Annotated in this window: 17 protein-coding genes and 1 tRNA gene; 9 read left to right on the forward strand and 9 right to left on the reverse strand. The window is 62.2% G+C overall.

Annotated features, from left to right (window positions below; all coding sequences use genetic code 11):
* Window positions 1–74: 74 nt before the first annotated feature.
* From QMO82_RS28175 to ppdK, 3 genes are all read left to right on the forward strand, one after another.
* Window positions 75–3,536: a chromosome segregation SMC family protein gene (locus QMO82_RS28175; protein ID WP_183605980.1), complete on the forward strand. Its 3,462-nt coding sequence runs from the start codon at window positions 75–77 to the stop codon at window positions 3,534–3,536.
* A gap of 593 nt (window positions 3,537–4,129) precedes the next feature.
* Window positions 4,130–4,348 carry a hypothetical protein gene (locus QMO82_RS28180; protein ID WP_183906950.1) on the forward strand — a complete coding sequence of 73 codons (219 nt, stop codon included), beginning with the start codon at window positions 4,130–4,132 and terminating at the stop codon, window positions 4,346–4,348.
* A gap of 23 nt (window positions 4,349–4,371) precedes the next feature.
* Complete coding sequence (gene ppdK, locus QMO82_RS28185) at window positions 4,372–7,056, forward strand: pyruvate, phosphate dikinase (protein ID WP_183605981.1); 2,685 nt, start codon at window positions 4,372–4,374, stop codon at window positions 7,054–7,056.
* Between the two features lie 19 nt (window positions 7,057–7,075).
* Here the strand turns inward: ppdK and QMO82_RS28190 are convergent, their stop codons facing one another.
* On the reverse strand, window positions 7,076–7,351 hold the full coding sequence (locus QMO82_RS28190; protein ID WP_183605982.1) for a hypothetical protein: 276 nt from the start codon (window positions 7,349–7,351) through the stop codon (window positions 7,076–7,078).
* Window positions 7,352–7,516: 165 nt separating this feature from the next.
* Window positions 7,517–7,714, reverse strand: a complete 198-nt coding sequence (locus tag QMO82_RS28195) for a hypothetical protein (RefSeq protein WP_183605983.1) — start codon at window positions 7,712–7,714, stop codon at window positions 7,517–7,519.
* A gap of 122 nt (window positions 7,715–7,836) precedes the next feature.
* Here QMO82_RS28195 and QMO82_RS28200 point away from each other — a divergent pair, with 122 nt between their 5' ends.
* A complete protein-coding gene (locus QMO82_RS28200) occupies window positions 7,837–8,082 on the forward strand; it encodes a hypothetical protein (protein ID WP_183605984.1) in 246 nt (81 codons plus the stop codon).
* Between the two features lie 15 nt (window positions 8,083–8,097).
* Here the strand turns inward: QMO82_RS28200 and QMO82_RS28205 are convergent, their stop codons facing one another.
* Complete coding sequence (locus QMO82_RS28205; RefSeq protein ID WP_183605985.1) at window positions 8,098–8,487, reverse strand: hypothetical protein; 390 nt, start codon at window positions 8,485–8,487, stop codon at window positions 8,098–8,100.
* Between the two features lie 276 nt (window positions 8,488–8,763).
* On the opposite strand from QMO82_RS28205, the gene QMO82_RS28210 reads away from it, so the two are divergent.
* Complete coding sequence (locus tag QMO82_RS28210; RefSeq protein WP_183605986.1) at window positions 8,764–9,672, forward strand: DUF1499 domain-containing protein; 909 nt, start codon at window positions 8,764–8,766, stop codon at window positions 9,670–9,672.
* Window positions 9,673–10,213: 541 nt separating this feature from the next.
* Here QMO82_RS28210 and QMO82_RS28215 read toward each other — a convergent pair.
* The 3 genes from QMO82_RS28215 to QMO82_RS28225 are packed head-to-tail and all read right to left on the reverse strand — an operon-like array spanning window position 10,214 to window position 13,332.
* The gene (locus tag QMO82_RS28215; RefSeq protein ID WP_183605987.1) at window positions 10,214–11,935 is read right to left on the reverse strand and encodes an SDR family oxidoreductase; all 1,722 of its coding nucleotides are present in this window, start codon (window positions 11,933–11,935) and stop codon (window positions 10,214–10,216) included.
* Complete coding sequence (locus tag QMO82_RS28220; RefSeq protein ID WP_183605988.1) at window positions 11,932–12,390, reverse strand: thiol-disulfide oxidoreductase DCC family protein; 459 nt, start codon at window positions 12,388–12,390, stop codon at window positions 11,932–11,934. Before QMO82_RS28220 ends, QMO82_RS28215 begins: the two co-directional genes overlap by 4 nt.
* 30 nt (window positions 12,391–12,420) lie before the next feature.
* Complete coding sequence (locus QMO82_RS28225; RefSeq protein WP_183605989.1) at window positions 12,421–13,332, reverse strand: MBL fold metallo-hydrolase; 912 nt, start codon at window positions 13,330–13,332, stop codon at window positions 12,421–12,423.
* Window positions 13,333–13,494: 162 nt separating this feature from the next.
* Here QMO82_RS28225 and QMO82_RS28230 point away from each other — a divergent pair.
* From QMO82_RS28230 to QMO82_RS28245, 4 genes are all read left to right on the forward strand, one after another.
* Window positions 13,495–13,568 (forward strand) — tRNA-Gln (locus tag QMO82_RS28230).
* 145 nt (window positions 13,569–13,713) lie between these two features.
* Window positions 13,714–14,196 carry a GIY-YIG nuclease family protein gene (locus tag QMO82_RS28235; protein ID WP_183605990.1) on the forward strand — a complete coding sequence of 161 codons (483 nt, stop codon included), beginning with the start codon at window positions 13,714–13,716 and terminating at the stop codon, window positions 14,194–14,196.
* A gap of 20 nt (window positions 14,197–14,216) precedes the next feature.
* Window positions 14,217–14,351, forward strand: a complete 135-nt coding sequence (locus QMO82_RS28240; RefSeq protein ID WP_277544201.1) for a hypothetical protein — start codon at window positions 14,217–14,219, stop codon at window positions 14,349–14,351.
* A gap of 109 nt (window positions 14,352–14,460) precedes the next feature.
* Window positions 14,461–15,318, forward strand: a complete 858-nt coding sequence (locus QMO82_RS28245) for a hypothetical protein (RefSeq protein WP_183605991.1) — start codon at window positions 14,461–14,463, stop codon at window positions 15,316–15,318.
* A gap of 134 nt (window positions 15,319–15,452) precedes the next feature.
* Here the strand turns inward: QMO82_RS28245 and QMO82_RS28250 are convergent, their stop codons facing one another.
* The 3 genes from QMO82_RS28250 to QMO82_RS28260 all read right to left on the reverse strand — a co-directional run bounded on the left by QMO82_RS28250 (window position 15,453) and on the right by QMO82_RS28260 (window position 18,777).
* Window positions 15,453–16,991 carry a GNAT family N-acetyltransferase gene (locus tag QMO82_RS28250; protein ID WP_183605992.1) on the reverse strand — a complete coding sequence of 513 codons (1,539 nt, stop codon included), beginning with the start codon at window positions 16,989–16,991 and terminating at the stop codon, window positions 15,453–15,455.
* Window positions 16,966–17,757 (reverse strand): helix-turn-helix domain-containing protein, encoded by a 792-nt coding sequence (locus QMO82_RS28255; RefSeq protein WP_183605993.1) that lies wholly within the window; start codon window positions 17,755–17,757, stop codon window positions 16,966–16,968. Before QMO82_RS28255 ends, QMO82_RS28250 begins: the two co-directional genes overlap by 26 nt.
* Window positions 17,758–17,979: 222 nt before the next feature.
* Window positions 17,980–18,777 carry an SDR family NAD(P)-dependent oxidoreductase gene (locus QMO82_RS28260; RefSeq protein WP_183605994.1) on the reverse strand — a complete coding sequence of 266 codons (798 nt, stop codon included), beginning with the start codon at window positions 18,775–18,777 and terminating at the stop codon, window positions 17,980–17,982.
* Between the last annotated feature and the right edge of the window lie 32 nt (window positions 18,778–18,809).

Consider the following 18,809-nt stretch of genomic DNA (forward strand, 5'->3'; position numbering starts at 1 on the left):
GGCGACGGCGAAAGCCGTGCGCCCGTTTTTTTGTGGCTGCGTGGCAAGCCCGTCCCGCGCTGCGGAGCTTCTGCATGAAGTTCAACAAGCTGCGCCTGGTCGGCTTCAAATCCTTCGTCGAGCCGACGGAATTCATCATCGAGCGGGGGCTGACCGGCGTCGTCGGCCCGAACGGCTGCGGCAAGTCGAACCTCGTCGAGGCGCTGCGCTGGGTGATGGGCGAGAATTCCTACAAGAACATGCGTGCCTCCGGCATGGACGACGTGATCTTCTCGGGCTCGGGAAACCGCCCGGCGCGCAACACCGCCGAAGTGGCGCTCTATCTCGACAATGGCGAGCGCACCGCGCCTGCCGCCTTCAACGACAGCGACGAGATCCAGGTCACCCGCCGCATCGAGCGTGAGCAGGGCTCGCTCTATCGCATCAATGGCAAGGAAAGCCGCGCCAAGGATGTGCAGCTGCTGTTTGCCGATGCCTCCACCGGCGCCCGCTCGCCGTCGATGGTCGGGCAGGGGCGTATCGGCGAGCTGATCCAGGCCAAGCCGCAGGCCCGCCGCCAGCTGCTCGAAGAGGCGGCCGGCATTTCAGGCCTGCATTCCCGCCGCCACGAGGCGGAGCTGCGGCTGCGCGCCGCCGAAGGCAATCTCGAGCGCCTCGACGACGTCACCTCGCAGCTCGAAAGCCAGATCGAGAGCCTGAAGCGGCAGGCCCGCCAGGCGAACCGCTTCAAGACGCTGTCTGCCGATATCCGCGCCCGCGAAGCGATGCTGCTGCATATCCGCTGGGTGCAGGCGAAGGAGGCCGAGGCCGAGGCCGACAGCGCGCTGAACCAGGCGACATCCGTCGTCGCCGAAAAGGCGCAGATGCAGATGGAGGCGGCGAAGAACCAGGGCATCGCCAGCCTGAAGCTGCCGGAACTGCGCGAGGGCGAGGCGCGCGCCGCCGCCGCCCTGCAGCGCTTGCAGATCGCCAGAAGCCAGCTGGAGGAAGATGCCGGCCGCATCCTGCGCCGCCGTGACGAGCTGACCCGTCGCCTCGCCCAGCTTGCCGAGGATATAAGCCGCGAAGAGCGGCTGGTGGCCGACAATGCCGTCATCCTTGCGAGGCTCGATGCCGAAGAGGCGGAAATTGCAGAAATCCTCGCCGATTCCGGCCGTTATGCCGAGGAAACCCGCGAGGCCTTCGAGGGCGCGGCGGCAAAACTGGCCGACAGCGAGCGCATCTTCACCCAGCTGACGGCCGAGCGTGCCGAGGCCGCTGCCGGCCGCAACCAGCTGGAGCGCGCCATCCGCGATCTCGCCGACCGCCGGATGCGCCTCGAACGCCAGATGGACGAGGCCAACCACGAATTGTCAGCCATCGGCGAGAAGATATCAGCCCTGCCCGATCCCGACGAAAAACGCGCGATCGTCGAAGCCGGCGAGATCGCCGTCGCCGACGCGGAAGCGGCGGTTCAGTTGGTCGAGCAGGCGCTTGCGGGCGCCCGCCAGACCGAGGCGCTGTCGCGCGCCCCGGTCGATCAGGCCCGCTCGAGCCTGAATGCGCTGGAAACCGAGGCCCGCACCATTTCCCGCATGTTGGCCGCCGGTGCGGCCGCTGGCAAATTTCCCCCGGTTGCCGACGAACTGAAGGTCGACCGCGGCTTCGAAACCGCACTCGGTGCCGCCCTCGGCGACGATCTGGAATCGCCGCTCGATGCCGAGGCGCCGGCCCATTGGTCGGACAATGGCGATGGCGCCGCCGATCCGGCATTGCCATCCGGTGTTGCGCCGCTGCTGACCCATGTCCGCGCGCCGGCGGCACTCACCCGCCGCCTGCGCCAGATCGGCCTGGTCGCGGAAGCGGAGGCGCAGTCGCTGATGGCGGCGCTGAAAACAGGCCAGCGGCTGGTGACGAAAGAGGGCGCGGTCTATCGCTGGGACGGCCACGTCACCGGCGCCGATGCCCCGAGTGCTGCGGCGCTCCGCCTTGCCCAGAAGAACCGCCTGGCCGAACTCGAAGGCGAAGCCGCCCTTGCCCGCGACGTGCTTGCCGGAGCCGAGGAGCGGCAGGCAGCGGCGGCCGAAGCGATCCGCGCCGAGGAGCGCCGGCTTGCCGAAGCGCGTGACATGAGCCGTCTGTCGGCGCGTCATCTCACTGAGGCGCGCGAGGCGCTTGTTGCCGCCGAGCGTGCCTCCGGCGATCTCATTCGCCGCCGCGATGTCGTCAGCGAGGCCGCCAGCCAGCTGCGCACGCAGCTGGAAGAGATCGCTATCCAGGAAGAAAATGCCCGCATCGAGCTGGAGGACGCGCCGGATCTGACTGCGATCGACGAGCGGCTGCGGTTCCAGCAGGCGGAAGTTGCGACCGATCGCGGCGCGCTGGCCGAGAGCCGCGCCCGCCACGAAAGCCTGGCGCGGGAAAACGAGGCCCGCCAGCGCCGCATCATGGCGATCGGCCAGGAGCGCGAGACCTGGCGCCAGCGGGCGGCAAGCGGCGAAGACCATGTCGCCACGCTCCGCGAGCGCGAGGAAGAGGCGCGCGACGAGGCAGCCGAGCTCGAACTGGCGCCGGATGAATTCGACGACAAGCGCCGCGCTCTGCTCAGCGAATTGCAGAAGGCCGAGGAAGCGCGCCGCCAGGCCGCAGATGTTCTGGCCGAGGCCGAACGCATCCAGCGCGAAGCCGATCACAAGGCGACGACGGCACTGTCGGAACTTGCCGAATGCCGTGAACGCCGCGGCCGCGCCGAGGAGCGCCTGGTCTCCGCTCGCGAGAAGCGCCAGGAAAGCGAAGGCCGCATCCGCGAGGTCCTGAACGTCGCGCCGCACGAGGCGCTGCAGCTGACCGGCCGCCCGACCATGCAGGCGCTTCCCGATCCGCGCGAAGTCGAGCGCGAGCTGGAACGCCTGAGGATCGAGCGCGAGCGGCTGGGTGCTGTCAACCTGCGCGCCGACGAGGAACAGAAGGAGCTGAGCGAGAAGCTCGAAGCGCTGATCAAGGAACGCGACGACGTCATCGATGCGATCCGCAAGCTGCGCGGCGCCATCCAGAGCCTCAACCGCGAGGGCCGCGAACGGCTGATCGCCGCCTTCGACATCGTCAACGCCCAGTTCCAGCGGCTGTTCACCCATCTTTTCGGCGGCGGCACCGCCGAGCTGCAGCTGATCGAATCCGACGATCCGCTCGAAGCCGGCCTCGAAATCCTCGCCCGCCCGCCCGGCAAGAAGCCGCAGACCATGACGCTGCTGTCAGGCGGCGAGCAGGCGCTGACGGCGATGGCGCTGATCTTCGCCGTCTTCCTCACCAATCCGGCGCCGATCTGCGTGCTCGACGAGGTCGACGCGCCGCTCGACGACCACAATGTCGAGCGCTATTGCAACCTGATGGACGAAATGGCGGCCTCCACCGAAACCCGCTTCGTCATCATCACCCACAATCCCATCACCATGGCCCGCATGAACCGCCTCTTCGGCGTCACCATGGCCGAACAGGGCGTCTCCCAACTCGTCTCCGTCGACCTGCAGACCGCCGAGCGCCTGCGCGAGATTGCCTGAGGTTTGGTGAGAAGAGCTTTTGCGGTGTCTCTTGGCGTTAGGGAAGGGCGATATTTCTTATTGTCGCGCCCCGGCAGTGCTCGCGGTGTGGATCCTCGGGTCAAGCCCGAGGATGACGGAGGATGGGGAACCTGCTGACCAAGACAATGCTCCGGGCGTCTCCCCTTTTGCCATCGCGCCCTCTCGTCTCCGTTATGCTCGGGCGGACCCGCCGCCCAAGCCCAGACGCAATTTAAGCAAATGTCCGAGCGGTTTTGCGCCCGGAAATTGCGTAAAATCAAACGCCAAGCAATAAACACCAAAAAAGGTCGGCTCTCTTGCCGTTCGTACCCCATTTGGGTGATGCTCTTTTCGCTGACTTGCATTAGAAGTTGTTTCAACGCAACCTGAATGCCTTGCTGAAAAGCGGGTGATCAAGGCGCGGGATTTTCGAATTTGCGTGCGGTTTTCCGGGCAGAGGGCAAGAGCCGGAAAGCTTAAGGCAGTTCCAGCAGGGCGCGAGCGATTTTCCTCAGAAAAGCGTGTGGCAACTTTCGCCGGAATTGCATGAAAACAAAGCGATAGCGCGTTTCCCCAAAAGATGAAGGTGGGAGATGCGCTGGGTTGAGGGACCCCCCGTCCGGTTTTCCTGGCCGGACGGAAACAAGGCTTTGCGGGACATGTTGCAGTCCCGCAAAGCTTTTTTTATGCCGTCTTCGCTGCCGGGGATTGTTTCAATCGTTTCATCCACCGCGCCGCCAAAGATTTATTGTGCAATGCAACATTCCGCCGCATTTGTCGATTTTCATTTCAACACCAACGGATTAAGCTAATTCCGGTTTGGTGTGGGGGGAAGATGACCAAGTGGGTCTATAAGTTCGGCGACGGGCAGGCTGAGGGCCGGGCGCGCGATCAGGAGATTCTGGGCGGCAAGGGCGCCAATCTCGCGGAAATGTGCGCCCTCGGGCTCCCCGTTCCGCCGGGACTGACGATCGTCAGCGATGCCTGCAACACCTATTACAAGAACGGCCGCCATATCGACGACGGGCTGAAGCAGCAGGTGCGCGCCGGCATATCGGATATCGAGGCCGTCACCGGCCGCCACTTCGGCTCCGTCAGCCAGCCGCTGCTCTTATCGGTGCGCTCCGGCGCCCGCGTTTCCATGCCTGGCATGATGGACACGGTGCTCAATCTCGGCCTCAACGACGAGACCGTGCAGGCGCTCGGCCATGATGCCGGCGATGCGCGTTTTGCCTGGGACAGCTACCGCCGCTTCATCCAGATGTATGCCGATGTTGTCATGGGCCTCGGCAACGACGCCTTCGAGGAAATCCTGGAAGACGAGAAGGCGAGACTCGGCCACGAATTCGATACCGAACTCAGCGCCACCGAATGGCAGCATATCGTTTCGCTCTACAAGAAGCTGATCGAGGAGGAGCTCGCGCAGGAATTCCCGCAGGATCCCGAAGTCCAGCTCTGGGGCGCGGTGGGTGCGGTCTTTTCCAGCTGGATGAGTGCGCGTGCCGTCACCTATCGCCAGCTCCACAATATTCCGGAAGGCTGGGGCACGGCGGTCAATATCCAGGCGATGGTCTTCGGCAATCTCGGCAATGCGTCGGCGACAGGCGTTGCCTTCACCCGCAATCCCTCGACCGGCGAAAAGGCGCTTTACGGCGAATTCCTCGTCAATGCCCAGGGCGAGGATGTCGTGGCCGGCATCCGCACGCCGCAGAGCATCACCGAGGAGGGGCGGATTTCCTCCGGCTCCGAAAAACCCTCGATGGAAAAGCTGATGCCGGAGGCCTTCCGCGAACTTCTCCGCATCTGCACCGAGCTCGAGATCCATTACCGCGACATGCAGGATATCGAATTCACCATCGAGCGCGGCCGGCTGTGGATGCTGCAGACCCGCTCGGGCAAACGCTCGACCCGGGCGGCAATGAAGATCGCCGTCGACATGGTCGATGAGGGAGTGATCACCGAGGACGAGGCGGTGCTGCGCATCGAGCCTTCGAGCCTCGACCAGCTCTTGCACCCGACGATCGATCCGCGCGTCACCCGCCAGGTGATCGGCACCGGGCTGCCGGCCTCGCCGGGGGCTGCGACCGGCGCCATCGTCTTCACCGCCGAAGAGGCCGTCGAGGCGGAGGCCGAAGGCCGCAAGGTCATCCTGCTCCGGGTCGAGACCAGCCCCGAGGATATTCACGGCATGCACGCCGCCGAAGGCATTCTCACCACCCGCGGCGGCATGACCAGCCATGCGGCGGTCGTTGCCCGCGGCATGGGCATCCCCTGCGTCGTCGGCGCCGGCACCATGCGCATCGATCAGCGCAACGAGCGGCTGCTCGGCGTCGGCGTGACGCTCAAGAAGGGCGATATCATCACCATCGACGGCTCGGCCGGCCAGGTGCTGAAGGGCGAGGTGCCGATGACCCAGCCGGCGCTGTCGGGCGATTTCGGCCGCATCATGGGGTGGGCCGACCGCGCCCGGCGCATGACGGTGCGCACCAATGCCGATACCCCGGCCGATGCGCGCGCCGCCCGCTCCTTCGGCGCCGAAGGCATCGGCCTTTGCCGTACCGAGCACATGTTCTTCGAGGGCGAGCGCATCCATGTGATGCGCGAGATGATCCTGGCCGAGGATGAGAAGGGCAGGCGGGTGGCGCTCGACAAGCTGTTGCCGATGCAGCGGTTGGATTTCACCGGTCTCTTCACCGTCATGCACGGCCTGCCGGTGACGATCCGCCTGCTCGATCCGCCGCTGCACGAATTCCTGCCGAAAACCGATGACGAGGTCGCCGAGGTCGCCTTCGCCATGGGCATGGAACCATCCGCTCTTCGCCAGCGCGTCGATGCACTGCACGAGTTCAACCCGATGCTCGGCCATCGCGGCTGCCGGCTGGCGATCTCCTATCCCGAGATCGTCGAGATGCAGGCCCGCGCCATTTTCGAGGCGGCGGTCGCCGCGGCCCAGGAGACCGGGGCGGCCGTCGTGCCGGAGATCATGGTGCCGCTGGTCGGCCTGCGCGCCGAGCTCGATTACGTCAAGGCGCGAATCGACGCGGTGGCCGGCAATGTCATGAGCGAGGCCGGCATGAAGATCGATTATCTCGTCGGCACGATGATCGAGCTGCCGCGCGCGGCCCTTCGCGCCCATGTGATCGCCGAAGCCGCCGAATTCTTCTCCTTCGGCACCAACGACCTGACGCAGACCACCTTCGGCATCTCGCGCGACGATGCCTCGGCCTTCATCCCCACCTATCAGCGCAAGGGTATCATCGAGCACGATCCCTTCATCTCGCTCGATTTCGACGGGGTCGGCGAATTGATCAGCATCGCCGCCGAACGCGGCCGGCGCACCCGCAACGACATGAAGCTCGGCATCTGCGGCGAACATGGCGGCGACCCCGCCTCGATCCACTTCTGCGAAACGATCGGCCTCGATTACGTCTCCTGCTCGCCGTTCCGCGTGCCGATCGCGAGACTGGCGGCGGCGCAGGCGGTGATTTCAGGCAGTCTGAAAGACCGCGGGGGCAAGTAAAAGCCGGGCAGCCCCAGGGTTAGTGATGATGCCGCCAGTGATCGCGGTAGATATAAGGCCCGTTCAGATCCCAGGCCATGCTCTGCATCAACTCCGCACTCTGCGCCCGCGATTCGGCCCGCCGGTCGAGATCGATGCGCTGCAGGCAGGTGGCAAAACCATCCGTGCCGCGGCGGAAACCATAGCTCAGGCACCGCTGCTCATCCGCCGCCCGCCGCTCCTCCGGCGTCATCGTCTGGCAGGCGGAGAGGGTGGCCGTCACCGCGAGGAGAGTGATGAGAAGACGAGTACGCATCGGTGTATTCCTTGGCATGATCGCTCTGAGGAAAGTCCATTCGGGCGATGCCGTCAAGCGAGGGTATCTGGCGTCGCCGAGAAGGGGGCCGCACGCACCACCTCTCCTACGTCACATGTGACGAGCACAGGTGAGGGAGAGCGAGCTTGATGCTCTCATCAGACTTCACGCTGCCCCAGCCGGATCCCCGATCGGCAGCAGCGCCGGATCAAGCGGCTTATCCTGCGGGTTCTTGGTATCGCCCGGGTCCTGCGCCGGCGTCAGCGGCGGTTTCTGCTGGATGGGGTCGGGAATGCCGGGGGTTGGTGTCGGCCCGCGCGGCGTGTCGGCGTTCGGGGTCGGTATCGGGTCTCTGCTGGGCATGGTCGCCTCCTTTTGAAAAAAGGAACGGCAGCCCCGGCAGATGGTTCCACTTTCGCCGCCCACCTTCCTATGCACAAGGGGGATTCCTCTGTATGAGGGGGCGCGCAAATATTGGAACGAGCATGGCTATCCGCGATCGATTTTCGAAGAAACTGAGCTGTCCGCAATGCGGCAATGAGGGCTTTGCCGAAGCCTCGGAAGTTGATGATCCCAAGCGCAAGCATCCGGATTTCAAGGTCGATCAGCTGCCGCGCGGCTTCGGCGTGCAGCGCCCGTCCAATCACCAGGAAAACTTCATGATCAAATGCGAGTGCGGGCGCAAGTTTCCCTTCCGCAGCCTGGCTGAAGCCGCGGCGGAACGGCGCTAAAACTCACCGCGACGCTCAGATCCGCTCCAGCACTTCGATGAAGGCATCGGCAAAATGCGCCAGATGCGCGGTCTCTTCATCCGGCGCCTGCATGCGGATTTCGGTGCCGTTATGATCGAGCAATGCCAGCACGACGCGCATCTCGTTGCCGCCATCGGGAATGCGCAGCACCGCGATGCGGCGGCAATCCTCGATTAGCCCCCCGGCCGGCAGGTCGAACAGCAGTTCGCCGCCCGAACGGTTCGCCGCCCGGCGCACCGCCTCGCAGAAGCCGGCATCGCCGCCGGCATAACCTTCGAGCGAAAGTTCGAGCTCGAGCAGCTCCATCGGCAGCATCGGCTCGGCGTGGTCGATCCCGCCAAGCGCAGACGCCTGCGGCCTTGCTGCCATCTCGGTTGAAATCATCCCGTCTCTCCTTGCTTTAAAATCGGAGATGAAACCGCGGCAGAATGACCCCTTTTTGACATATCAGCAAGGACTCATGAAGGAGGCGGCGCCTCCGCCCGTGAATTCATCGGATATTCCGAGACAACAGTTTCAATTCATCCGGATCGAAATCCAAGAATAGAGCATGATCTCGTCCGAAAACCGCTTCACACTTTTCGGCATCATGCTCTAAACAGGGTTATGGCGATTTGCGTGGTCGAACGCGCGGGCGCTGACGAGCAACCGGTAAGTTTGATGGCCATCCGCTTCGACCGCCCCGTTTCCAACGCCGCCCGCTTTTCGCGGCTGCTCGGGGCGTTTTCCCTGGTGCTGGCGCTGGCGGTGCTGATCGCCCATCGTTTCGGCGGCCTCGCCACCCCCTATCTCGTGCTGCTGCTGATTGCCGCCGCCGGCTGCGCGCTGCTGGCCGCCTTGCTTGCCGCGCTCGGGCTGCGCAGCCTCTGGGTGACGGGCGCCGAAGGCGGGCTGGCGGCGCTCGCCGCCCTGATCTATGCCGCCTTTCCGCTTGGCCTCGGCGCCCTTGCCGCCGAGCGTTACATGACGCTGCCTGACATTCACGACGTCTCCACCGATCCGGCCTCGGCTCCGGACTGGCTGTCGCCGCCGCACGCCGATCAGATCTGGCTGAAGCGCAACATTGAGGTGACGCCCGAGGATCGCGAAAAGCAGATGGCAGCCTATCCCGAACTCACCGGCCGGCGTTACGAGGGCGCGCTCGACCGCGTGCTGGAAGCGGTGCGCAAGGTCGCCAAGCAGAGCGGCTTCACGATCGTCAAGACAACAGGCACCACCGAGCCGGACCGCGACCCCGAGGACAAACCGGCAAAACCTCAGCCCGGCGATGACGCCGTTGCCGATGCGCCGGGCATCATCCCCGTGCCGACGCCGCGCCCCTATGACGACGATGTCGCCAAGCTGATCCGCGGCGCCAATGGCGTGACGCTGCAGGCGACCAACCGCACGCTGATCCTCGGCCTGCGCTTCGATATATTGATCCGCCTGCGCGAAGAGGCCGAAACCACCTTCGTCGACATCCGCGTCGCCTCCCGCTACGGCCAACACGACCTCGGCTTCAGCGCCGCAATCGCCGGCGATTATCTGAAGGCGCTGGATGCCGAGCTGTTGGGAATTGCGGGTGGGTGAGCAACGGTGGCGCAAAGCGCCAGCAATCGATCCGGCGAATCGATTGCAGTTGCGAACGCCCTGAGCCCAAGCGAAGGGCCGGGATACGGTGCGGCAGATTCGACGCCCATACGGTGCCGCCGCAGGCGGCGGCCCCTTCTTCAAGCCCGCCGAGGAAGGAATGACGGCGAAGGGCGTGCCCTGTCAGCCCCCTCTGCCCTGCCGGGCATCTCCCCCACAGGTGGGGAGATCACAAGTGGCTTGAACTTCCTGCCCATCTACCGTTTCGCCGTGTTGGACGCCCATTGTTTGGGGAAGTCAGTGAACCCAGCCGATCTCCCCACCTGTGGGGGAGATGCCCGGCAGGGCAGAGGGGGTATTACGGCGCGCCGACCAGCCCCTCATCCGGCTGCCGCCACCTTCTCCCCGTAAACGGGGCGAAGGGGAATCGCCGCAACCTCTCCGTTCCTCGCCGACCTATCGCAGGGCACGTCCCCTCTCCCAGCGAGCGGGGAGAGGGTTAGGGTGAGGGGCAGCCATCCGCGCGAAGGCAGCCACCCCCTCACTCCACCACCAACCACCCCGTATACCGCACCACCAACCCCGTCAGCCGCCCACCAATTTCCACATGGAAGTGGAACCGCCCATCCCGCTCCTCCTCATAGGTATCGCCACCCGGCGCCAGAAACATCGGCAGCGGAATGCCGCAAAACCGCCAGCCGCGCACCACGAGCCGCAGCTTTTCCCCATCCGGCACCGGCGCCATCAGCACTCGGAACGGCCCGAACACCTCGGCGAGCAGATGCCGGTCGCGGCCCTTGCCCTCGGCCTGCCAGCTGCGGAACACCGTGCCGCCGAAATCGCGTGTCCAGATCTCCTTGTCGCCATCGGCAACGAAACGCACCGTGACCGGCACATCCTCGCCCGCCTTGGGAAAGCCGATCACCCCAGCGACGATCCTGGCCAGCAGCCCGCCGCCGCGCTCGATCCGCGCCCGGCCGGAGGCGACGCGCGCCCCGCCCGCATGCAGGGCTGAAATGGCCGGCGGCAGCCGCTCCCAGGCGCTGCCGAGGATTCTCTGGTAGAGCGGCAGGGGCGTCTCCTCGTTTTCCATCCTGATGCCGGATGTGATCGAAAACCGCCGGAAGGCCGATTCGAAATCTTCAAGCTGCAATTCCCCCGCCGCCGGCCGGGCGCCATTCTCCGGCCGCACGCCGCTCAGCAGCCGGCGCACCAGCGCGTCGACGCCGACGATGGGAATGAACGGCCCGTCATCACCTTCGGCAATTAGATGCCAGCCGCAGGACAGCCGCTTTCCCGCGTGATCGATGCCACTGACGCGGACGAACATGCCGCCGCGATGTTCGCCGATCGCGAAAGCGTGGCTGGCGCGCTGCAGCAGCCGCGCAAACGGCAGCAGCGACGGCAGGAGCCGGAGGCGGACGAGCCTGGCCGCAAGGCTGAGCAAGTGCTGCAGCGGCTGCGGCTCCGTGCCGACACCGGTGAAGCTGGATTTGAGATCGGCAAGGTGCTGCGGCAGCAGCGTGAGATCCGGTGCATCGACCAGCAGGAATTTTCGGCTGCGCAGCGGCGTGCCCCCCGGCGGCGCCACCGTCACCCGCATCGCATCGATCAGCCCGCGCCTAGAGGCCGGCCGCCCATCGCGCAGCACCGTGACTTGTCTGCCGGCATAGGTGGCGATCGCTCTCACGACATTGAGCCCGATGCGCACATGCGCCGACGGGGCAATGCCCGCCGAGACACATTCGATCCGGGAGAAATGCGGCGCCATCGCATCAAGTGCTGCGAAGGAGAGGGCGGGCAGGCTGCTGAGCCCTGACAGCGCGAAGGTGCCCTGGGCCTTGGCCGCAGCATCGAGCCCGCTGATGCCGGCGACGAAACCGGTGCTATCGGCGATATCGGCATAATCGATGCCGAGGCCGATGCAGGCCTCGACCACCTTATAGGCATCCTTCCCGAAGGTCTGGAACGGCCCCGAGGCATCGATGACGAGATGAGGCCTCAGCCGCGTCAGCTGTTCGGTGAGATCGCCGTCTCGATCGAAGCTGACGGCCTGCACCATCGCGCCGAGATTGTTGCTTCCCAGGCCCTCGGCTCCATCTTTTGGGGTCCGGAGATCTGCAACGAAATCGTCAGCCTTTTCAAGCGAGCGCCCCGCAACCAGCAATCTCAGCCTGGGTTGATCGCCAAGCAGCCGGGCAAGCCGCCCGCCGAAAGTGCCGTACCCGCCGATGATGAGAACACAAAATCTCTCGCCGCTCATGCAATGAACCGGCTTCGCTGCTCCGGCGTCGGCACCATGCAGCTTTGCCGCCCGGCGATCTTCAGCCTGTTGCGGGCGATGAATTCATAGAGCGCATCGGCCGCCCGCCGCGGCAGCAGCCGGAAGAGTTTGATCAGCGAATAGGGAAAGCCGAGGCCCGCCACCATGCGGATCGAGCCGTCGGATTTGAAGAAGGCGCGGCCGTTTTCGATCAGGATATTGGTCTCGTAGTCGCGCGCGTGCAGCCCGTAATGCCGGTAGAGCGCTTGGCCGAGCGGCGTCTGCGCCGCGAGGAACCGGTATCGCTGCCGCTTGTCATGTTTCAGCGCGAATTTCACCCAGCCGGAGCAGAACACGCATTCGCCATCGAAGACGATCAGCGGCCGGTCGTCGGCAAAACCGGGCACATCGGCATCGCTGCGATAGCTGTAATCGGATTGCGGCTTCATCGTCATGTCCCCATCCTCATGACCCCACCCTCATATTCATGCCGTCGGCCGGTAGAGGGCGGCAAGCGAAGGCGGCCCATCCGCCGCGATCTCGCCGCGCTCCATGAGATGCTCGATATGGGCGAGCACGGAAAGGGCCGCCGCCCCATGCAGCTTCGGATCGGTATCGCGATAGATCACCTTCACCATCTCGGCAATCCGCTGGTCGCCTGCCTGGACACGCGCCAGCACCGCCTGCTCGCGCCTGAGGCGATGCGCCTTCAGCGCCCTGAGGAACCTGGCAGGCTCCGTCACCGGCCCGCCATGGCCGGGCAGCAACAGGCCGTCCTCGCGCTCAATCAGCCGGTCGAGCGAGGTCATGTAATCCGCCATCGAACCATCCGGCGGCGCGACGATCGAGGTCGACCAGGCCATGACGTGATCGCCGGAGAAGAGGATGTCGCGGCCTTCAAGCGCAAAGGCGGCATGATTGGCCGTATGCCCCGGCGTCAGCACCGCGCTCAGCGACCAGCCATCACCCGACAGGGTCTGACCGTCACTGAGCGTTATATCGGGCACGAAGGATAGATCCGAGCTTTCGGAGAAGGGATTGATCTCGCCATCCCTGAGCGACCGCGCCGGCCGGTGCGGCCCTTGCCCCACCGTCACCGCCCCCGTTGCCGCCTGCAACCGCTTGGAAAGCGGCGAGTGGTCGCGGTGCGTGTGGCTGACGAAGATATGCGTCACCGCGCGGTCGCCAAGCGCTGCCATCAGCGCCTGATAATGCGCCTCATCCTCCGGCCCGGGATCGATGACCGCGACCGAGGAAGCGCCGACAATATAGCTGTTGGTGCCGAAAAAGGTGAAAGGACCGGGATTGTTCACTGTAACCCGCTCGACCCCTGAAACAACCGGCACGGCCTGCCCATAGGCCGGCTCGAAAGCGAGGTCGAATGCGGGACTGTCCATGAAGGAATGATCTCGGGCCAATGACGTCGCCACTTCCTAGCACGACGGCGGGTGCTGCGCAGCGCATAAATCTGCGCCGGGTTAAACTTAGTCATTGTGACAGGCGAAGAGCTTTGCTAATCAGGCGTCGATTTGAGCAAGCGGTTTCCGCTCAAGCTCTGGTGGGGCGTCGCCAAGCGGTAAGGCAACGGTTTTTGGTACCGTCATCCCTGGTTCGAATCCAGGCGCCCCAGCCACGATTTTTGTTTGCTTGTCACTTCCCTCTAAAGTTTCGTCCCTCAAAGCGGCAACGATCACCCTCTGCCGCCGAAATCATATGATGAAACGGCTTCCGAGAACATAACGAAGCAGCTAGCGTGGCAGCGACGCTAGTGGTGGATAATGAACGAGAGATTTGCAGAAATCGTTGCACGGCTTCCGGAACGCTTCGAAGAACTCATGCGCATGACCCCGGTTAGGAACGGGATAGCGCGTCCGGATATGAAAGGGTCAGGTGTCTATTTGTTTTCGGAACAAATGGTAGACAACGAAGCGCCGCTGTACGTCGGCCGCACAGATCGCCTCGATAAGCGATATCGTGAACATACCGGGCAAAGCTCCGATCACAACAAGGCGCCTTTCGCGTTCAAGCTCGCTCGCATCGAGACGGGGAGACTTAGAGCTCCCTATCGAAGGGGCGGTGAAACGCGAGCCGCTCTAATGACCGATCCTGATTTCGTGGCTGTGTTCCGGCGCTGTCTGCAGCGCGTTTCCACTATGAATTTTCGTTATGTTTTGGAGGCCGACCCGACCACGCAATGCCTTCTCGAAGTCTATTGTTCCGTCGCTCTCCAGTCTCAACACAACACCTGGAAGAATCACTAGCTCGCTCTAGAGTCACGTAGTTGAGCAGCCAGCCCGATGTTTCGCCATCGAGCCCGGCTGGTAACCAGCCCTCCGCTGAACTGTTCCAGCGCGTCATCACCATCAACATGGAAACCATGACGATCGTGAAGTCATTGCCAATGTTGAATATTTGAGGGCAGGTTACCGGATACTTTCTCCCGTTGCCTTATCAATCGGTGTATTGCTATTCAGCGACTCTATTCTATACATGGTTGCATCGGGCGCTGAGGATTGGGGGATTAGGTGTTACTGGAAGTTAAATTTGAGGGCGGGCTAGCGGAACAACACAAAATTCCAGCATATGAGGGGACAAAGTCGCTAGAAGGCCTCACTAGGTCGATGTTGATTGTAGCGAATTTCCTTGTGGAAGGTCGGGTTCGTCGAAAGGAATTTGGCCGAATACCTTTGACTTTCAATCTCCTTGCGCAACGCCCAGGAAGCTTTGAGTCACTTTATGAGATTGGTTACCAGGCGGCAGTCATTGGTGCACCCGTTGCCGGAGGACTTGCACTGGGTGCAGGCGGCAACCTTCTCTATGATCTTTTCAAAGTCGTCTACAGACGTGTGACCGGCGGAAACGAGGAAGCCATTCCTGCATCCGTGCAAGAATTGGAGGTGGAGCGCGGTGGCGACGTTGCCGCGCTAATTGAAGCGGTGGAACCCTCAGTCCGGCTGGGGCATAACGTGATCAATCACGGGGTAATGAACATCAATCTCAATGTTCAAGCTGCTGCTCCTGCTCCAATTGTGCAGTTCAATCCTCAAACCAAACAGTACATGTGGGAAAGTGTTATCAACAATGACATTCGCTTGAAGCTATTCAGCATGGCCAGTTTCAATGCGAACCAAGGGACAGGACGCGCCTTCGATCTGGAGGAGGGTAGATCAGTGCCGTTTGAACTGGGTTCAGACGTAGATAGGCTGAGTGTTGATACGTTGTTAGGAAGTATTTCCTCCTATACGCGTCGAAAGCGTCTTGGGGATGATCTTAGGTCCGCCGTCGCGGTAATGTACACGTCCGTCGAAGCCGCCGATGGGCGTATTAAAAAAATACGAATTCTCGCAGTTAGAAATGAAATTCAAGATTTTGGAAGGCGTTAGATTGCGGTCTTTTCTTGCGATCTGTAAAATCCAATGTGACACCTTTTCTATGGCGTCACAGTGCCTACATGCGCTCGGTTGCCAGCTGCGCGCGTGCCGCCACGGAGTGGGCGACGGCGTAATGACTGAGCGCATTATACTTCAAACTCAAGATTCGCACGGTCGAGCAAGAGCCTTATATGATCAGGATTTACTTTATAGATAGATTGCTGAGGGTTGCCGTTCACGACGCCCATCCGCCGCAGTTCATCAAGACCAATCGCCGGCTCGATGTACGATACAAGCAGATAATTGATGACTTTGATCGGTCGCGCTGGCGTGGCGTTCCACCCTTCTAGCTGTTGCTCACTGTACACGGATCTTCCTCCCGTCAGATGCATAAGCTCTCTAGTAGATTTGGCAAGGGTGATGCTTTCCAATATTCCAAGAGCTGTAATGGCTTGAGAAGGCTGCTCCCTTGATGCGCTTTTATAGAAGAATAGCAGCGAACCCGCTGCGCCCAGATTTGAAGGCGCCCGACAAAGATATACCTTTCGGATTGTATTTCCCGGACGCGCCGGGCGGTCGGCTCTCGAAGTTCCGTTGAACAAATCCGGTTGCCTTGGGTTCCATAGATCCGGATAGAGCGTATCGTGATACTCCTCCTTAATCGGGATACCGAAGCCCCTGATTTCGTCGGTCACCAGAAACCGAGGATAGTTCTTCCGAGCGGCTTCGTAGGCTGTGACTGCCGGATCTTCGGCGAGCTTTTCTAAAGAGAATGCCCGCTCATAAATCAGTTCGCCGTCAGGCTTTTTGCCAGCTTGGCGAAAACCGTAAAACTCCAGCAAGTTAATCAGCGCGGCCTGATCTTCGTAGGTCGTGAGATACGCCAGGTCGTAGCCGTTCGTCTGGGCGTACCAAAGCACTTGCTTAAGAAGCAATTCTCCCAATTTCACACCGCGCTTATCGGGGGCGACCTTGAACGTGCAAACTTTCAGAATTTTTCCCACCTTTGTGACCGCGTCCGTGTCGATAGCGGTCTCGTCCTTACGAACGATCAGGCCGGCAAGCTTGTTGTCATCATACACCACCCAGCAGGAGCGATGCTGCCTCACGCACTTTTCGCGCCACCAGTCGTCGAATTCGGGATAGCCATCGCGAAGGCTGTCGAAGAAGTCGTCTTCGTGGTCAATCATATGCGCGTCGACCTCCGCGACGTGACGGATCGGAACCTGCTTTGGTTCGTAGGTTTGCGTGAGAAGATCGGCCGCGTCGCCGACGAACAGAACGCGGCGTCCCAACTCAGCTGAATGTCTCAGGGCTCGCTCATGAAGCCCTTTGTCCTGCGAAACGAGAAAGTCGACGACGTCGTTCTTCAGCGTATGCAGAAGGGTCGCGTCTACGATATCGTTTGGCTTCCTGAGAGGACCGAACTCGGCCTCTAGTTCTGCCTGGGTCAGGCCGCGTCTTTTGCCGAGGATCTGGTATTTTGCAATCTTGCTGAGCGATATTCTTCGCCGCTCGGCATCTTTGTCGCGAGCAATATCGTCACGCGCAGCTTCGTGGACGAAGACATTGACTTTGTGCGCGGCGGCGAGACTTGAGAATTTGGCGTAGGCTGCCTCGACAGCACGATAATCTTCTAGCCCGATTAGGATATTCGTATCAATGAGATACGACTGCTGCCTCATGTCTCAAGGCCTTTCGAAGATCGCGGCTTGCGTACAAATAGGATTGAGGAGGCTCGAAGCTAAACCGCTCACGGAGCTCGTTTAGAGGGATCGGCCTTGAAAAGGACTTCACATCTTCAAAGAGCAACGCAAAGCCGAAGTCCAGCCCCTGAAAGTAGCTATCGAAGTCGCCTCGCTCGATAAAGGCCGTGTCCTCGAACTCGGCCCAGATCTGTTCGATCGGCAATTTTAGAACGTCTTTGATCTCAGCTACACCGACCATCGCTCGAACCGGGGAGGTGGAGTAAATATAGGCAATCGTGCCGCCGGGCGCTGACACGGGAAAACGACGCCGCAGTTCAACCGTTTTGCGTCCCTCCAATATCTTCTCGGAATACTGGGGTCTGATCGAGAGCACTACGTCTCTCTGCGCTCGAAACGGCTCATCCGCCAGCAGAGGAAAGACGAGTTGATCATCGTTGCCGTATTCGGCATCGAAAGCTTCCTTAATGCGCAACACAAGCCGCGCGTCCGCTGGAAAAACCGCACCCACGCGCAAAGAAGCTCCCAGCGCTTCCACATACCGTTGAACGGTTGAAAGGTAGACTTCTCCACCTTTTTCAATTTTCGATACGGCTGCCTGCTGAACGTTTAGTCGGCTCGCCATTTCAGCTTGGGTGAGGCCAGACAACAGCCGGAGCCGACGCAAGTCTAAGCCTTCGGCATGATCGGCGCGTGAGCCGCTTGCTTCAGACGCTTCGATGATTTTTCCAGCCAATTTACCCATGCGCATGCTCCATTTCACAGCTTGGTAACCCAGCCCAATATTCCTTGCAAGGAATATTGGGTCGCATTGGGAGATGCTTGGCCATTATATTGATCGGTGTAGGAAAAAGACCACAGGGGGCTATCTTCAATGTCCGCCGTGATGCCATTGCGGCGTCAGGTGTTTTCCGGCGGAAAGTGGTCGAACAGCGCCTTCCATAGGCTTCGAACGCGGCAACGCCCGCTAGCCCGATCTCGCCTCACCCGTGTGCTCTTCAAACAGACGAACGCCGGTCAGCTCGGCAAGCTTCCCCATCAGCGCATCCTGAAACCCAGTATCAGTCACCTCCTCCGCCGCCTCCCGCTGCTGGCGATGGTACCAATACCGGCCGCTGACCTTCGCAGCTCCCGCATCGCTCGCCGCAAGCCATGTCTGCGTGAGGTGCCCCATCTCCAGATCATCGGGTGCGCCGGCGCCGCCCATCTTTGTCGGTACCCAGCCGGGATCCACCGCGTTGCTGAGAACATCCGGCCAATGGCGGGCGATGGCGGCGGCGAGGGTCGCAATATAGAGCTTGCTTTCCGAATAGGCCTGGCTGGCGTTCCACGGTCGCTTCTTCCAGTCGATATCGTCGAGGGTGCTGCTGCCGCTGCGGTGCATGCCGCTGGTGAGATAGACCAGGCGATCGGGGCGCGTGATCCATGCGGTGAGCAGATAGGGGGCAAGCACATTCACCGCCAGCGTCTTGGCGTGGCCTTCCGGCGATTCGCCCCGGCTCCGCTCGAGGTAGATGCCGGCATTGTGGATGATGGCGTCCATGCGGCCGATGGCGTTGACCTGCTCGGCAATCGAGCGCGTCTCGGTAGCGCTGGCGAGATCGCCGATGACGATGCCGAGGGCGGCAGCCGAAATCTCGGCGAGGGCGGAGGCGCGCTCCCTGGAGCGGGCATGCAGCACGACGTCGTGGCCTTCTTGCATGAGGGTGCGGGCGGCGGCAAGGCCGAGGCCATCGGTGGAACCGGTGATGAAGATGCGGCTCATGGGGTTTCCCTTCGCGGCGGCGTGGAGGGCGT

Origin of the sequence: Rhizobium sp. BT04, from assembly GCF_030053135.1 — a bacterium.
In the GTDB taxonomy this organism is placed as follows: Bacteria; Pseudomonadota; Alphaproteobacteria; order Rhizobiales; family Rhizobiaceae; genus Rhizobium; species Rhizobium binxianense.